Origin of the sequence: Streptomyces sp. 15-116A, from assembly GCF_025290915.1 — a bacterium.
Taxonomy (GTDB): Bacteria; Actinomycetota; Actinomycetes; order Streptomycetales; family Streptomycetaceae; genus Streptomyces.
In genome coordinates this window covers 1-3415 of the sequence record NZ_JAOCQE010000433.1, presented here as the reverse complement: position 1 = coordinate 3415, position 3415 = coordinate 1, and the positions used below count along the sequence as shown (strand labels likewise).

At 72.5% G+C, this 3415-nt stretch carries 3 protein-coding genes and 2 pseudogenes; all 5 read left to right on the top strand.

Annotation, left to right across the window (positions count from 1 at the left end; all coding sequences use genetic code 11):
• Positions 1 to 233: 233 nt before the first annotated feature.
• A complete protein-coding gene (locus N4P33_RS33890) occupies positions 234 to 1148 on the top strand; it encodes a hypothetical protein (RefSeq protein WP_260830765.1) in 915 nt (304 codons plus the stop codon).
• Between the two features lie 96 nt (positions 1149 to 1244).
• Positions 1245 to 1955, top strand: a pseudogene (locus tag N4P33_RS33885) (alkaline phosphatase family protein); the annotation flags it as partial.
• Between the two features lie 93 nt (positions 1956 to 2048).
• The gene (locus tag N4P33_RS33880; protein WP_260830764.1) at positions 2049 to 2828 is read left to right on the top strand and encodes an HAD-IIA family hydrolase; all 780 of its coding nucleotides are present in this window, start codon (positions 2049 to 2051) and stop codon (positions 2826 to 2828) included.
• A 116-nt stretch (positions 2829 to 2944) separates the two neighbouring features.
• Positions 2945 to 3139 (top strand): hypothetical protein, encoded by a 195-nt coding sequence (locus tag N4P33_RS33875; RefSeq protein WP_260830763.1) that lies wholly within the window; start codon positions 2945 to 2947, stop codon positions 3137 to 3139.
• 2 nt (positions 3140 to 3141) lie between these two features.
• Positions 3142 to 3415: pseudogene (locus tag N4P33_RS33870) on the top strand (hypothetical protein); the annotation flags it as partial.

The following is a 3415-nucleotide window of genomic DNA, read 5'->3' as shown; positions in this document are numbered from 1 at the left end:
GGGTCGCGGAGGGGGCGGCCCAGCTTGTCCTCGCGCCGGTCTTCGGGCGGGGGGACGGGCAGGCGGCTCCGGCGTAAGGGCTGAGTCCCGGCCGCGCCGGCCGGTCGTAGCCGGCTGGGCCCCCGCCGCGCACGTGACCGTCCTCCGAGTGGGCGGAGGTGTGCGGGCGTTCGGGGTGTGTGCACCGGATGGCGGTGTGCGGGGTGCCGGGTGACCGGCATGGTCATGTGTTCATGCGACTGCGTACGCCCCTGTCCTCCCGCTCGTCGGCGACAGCCGCCCTGCTCGCCGCGTGCGTGTCCCTCTCCGTACCCGCGGTCGTCCCCGCGTCCGCGCAGACGGCGGCCCCGCGTCCTCTGCCGTCCTGTGCCGCCGCCGATGCGCGCACCTTTCCGTTGAAGACGCGCATCCATGGCGGGCCCGGCACGTATGACGCCGGTGGTGGGTACGCGACCTGGTTCGTGGACCTCACCAACACCACCGGGCGCGTCTGCGCGGGGATCCACCCCGTCGTCGTGCTCGTCGACGAGGCGCGGGCCCTGGAGCCCACGCAGCCTGTCCTGGAGTTCCACGACGGCGGCGGCCGTCCGCACCCCGTCCGCTTCGCGCGGACGGAGAGGGACGAACTGGTCGGTGCGCTCGCCGACGACCGCGGGGGTTTCAAGGGGTTCACCGTGCGGCCCGGGCGGACGCTCCGCGTGAAGCTGCGCCTGGCCGTCACCTCGGACGCCGTGGCCAACGAGGTCACCGCCAACGCGGCCGTGGTGCAGCGCAGGGGAGGGGACGGCGAGTGGGTCGGGCAGTCGAACGACTACCGCTTCCGCATCGCGGCGGAGGAGAAGCCGGCCACACGGCAACCATCCGGCGAGTCCGGCGAGTCCGGTGAGTCCGGCGAGCCCCGTGAGTCCAGTGATCCCCACGAGGAAGAACCCGGCTCCGCCTCCCCGCCCCCCAGCCCCTCCCCCCTCACCCCCTCCCCCCTCACCCCCTTCGACCGCATCCCCTTCGCCGACGAACTCGCCGGCACCGGACTCGGCAGGACCACCGTCGCCCTGGCCGCCGGCGCCCTGCTCGTCATCACCGGCGCCGGAGCCGTCCTCCTCGCCCGCCGCCGCCCTGGTCGCCCCGGCCGCCCCGGCGGCCACTGAGCCACCGCCGCAGGGCACCACCGCCGTACCGACACGTACGCCGTCTCCTCCTGGGCGCCGCTCACCGACACGGTCTTCTCCTCGAAGGTCGACACCCGTGTCTCCACCCCGAGCGCCGAGTACGACACCGGCACCACCGCCCGCGCGGTCGCCCAGCTCCGCCACGGCGACCCGGACGCCATGTTCGTCCAGCTCGACAACATCGACCACGCTGGCCACGACCACGGCGCCGCCAGCCGCGCGTACCTGGACGCGATCCACACCGCCGACGCGCAGGTCGGCCAGATCGTCGCCGCCGTCACGTCCCGCCCGGCGTACGCCTCCGAGGACTGGCTCATCTTGGTCACCGCCGACCACGGGCACACCGACGCCGGCGGCCACGGCGGCTCCACCCTCGCCGAGCGCCAGACCTTCCTGATCGCGTCCGGCGCCGGACTCGCCCCCGGTTCCGTCCGCCACGACGTGAAGATGCCGGACGTCGCCGTCTCCGCCCTCGCCCACCTCGGCATCGCGATCTACCCGGCCTGGAACCTCGACGGCCGCCCCGTCCAGCAGCCCACCGCCGACGACTTCGACAACACCACGTACTACCGCCACGAGTCCCCGCAGAAGGGCGAAGTGCAGGTCTCCTACGACGACGGCACCCCCGTCACCGTGAAGATCTACACCGCCGATGTGCCCTCGCGGACGGAGACCCTCACCCTCCAGGTCCCGTCCGGCGCCCGGACCGCACGCGTCCGCTTCAGGTATACGGCGGGCAACAACTGGTACTGGGTGATCGACGGGGTCCGTCTGACCCGGTCCTGACTACCCTGGGGGCGTCGGTACGCCGTGGTTCCGGCGCCCCCCGCTCCATGGGACACCCCATGCCCCACCGCAACGCCAGGGAGTACGAAGCACATGGCAGACCGCAAGCCCATCGAGTCGTGGCTCACCGACATGGACGGCGTCCTCATCCACGAGGGTGTGCCGATCCCGGGCGCCGACGCCTTTTTGAAGAAGCTGCGCGAGTCCGGCAAGCCCTTCCTGGTGCTCACCAACAACTCGATCTACACCCCGCGCGACCTGCACGCCCGGCTGCGCCGCATGGGCCTGGAGGTGCCGATCGAGAACATCTGGACCTCCGCGCTCGCCACGGCCAAGTTCCTCGACGACCAGCGCCCCAACGGCTCCGCGTACGTCATCGGCGAGGCCGGCCTCACCACTGCCCTGCACGACATCGGCTACATCCTCACCGACCACGAGCCGGACTACGTCGTCCTCGGTGAGACCCGCACCTACTCCTTCGAGGCCATGACCAAGGCCGTACGGCTCATCAACGGCGGCGCCCGCTTCATCTGCACCAACCCGGACGAGACCGGCCCCTCCACCGAGGGCCCCCTCCCGGCGACCGGAGCGGTGGCCGCGCTGATCACCAAGGCGACCGGGAAGCAGCCGTACTTCGCGGGCAAGCCGAACCCGCTGATGATGCGCACCGGGCTCAACGCCCTCGGGGCGCACTCCGAGAGCAGCGCGATGATCGGCGACCGCATGGACACCGACGTCCTGGCCGGCATGGAGGCCGGGATGCAGACGTTCCTGGTGCTCACCGGCCTGACCGGGCCCGACCAGGTGGAGAACTTCCCCTACCGGCCGTCCAAGGTCGTGGACTCCATCGCGGACCTGGTGGATCTCGTCTAACGCTTCCGCCCTAAACGCCTCCGCCCCGGCTGTCACCCGTACGGAGCAGCCGGCGTACACCTGAGGATGCGGGGCCGCAGGGGGTGGGGAAGGCTCCAGGTGACTGGAGGTTCACGATGCGTCCCCTGCGGCTCACTCTCTGTACCAGCGCCCTCGTCCTCGCCGCGCTCACCCTCGCCGCCTCCGACGCCCGCGAGGAGGGGCCCGGCACGGCCCAGGTCGTGATCGGGCTGGCGCTCATGGGCGTCGGGGCGGCGGCAGCGGCAGTGGTACGCGGCCGCCGGCTGCGCAAACGCCGGGGGACGAGCTGACCATGACCGGACACGATCAGGCTCAGCTTCAGGAGGCTCCGGTGCGGGAACAGACCCGGGCCCAGGAACAGGCTCCGGTGCGGGAACAGACGCATGCTCCGGTACCCGATCCTCCCGCCCGCCGGCCGCGACCTTCCGGCACCGGCCGGCTGCTCTCCGGTGTCGCCTGGACCGTGCTGCTGCTCGGGCTGTGGCTGTGGGGCCGCGAGGCCGGTGACGTACCGCCCGGGCTGTCCGGGCCCGCCACGGGCGACATGGCGGCGGCCGGGCGCCCGC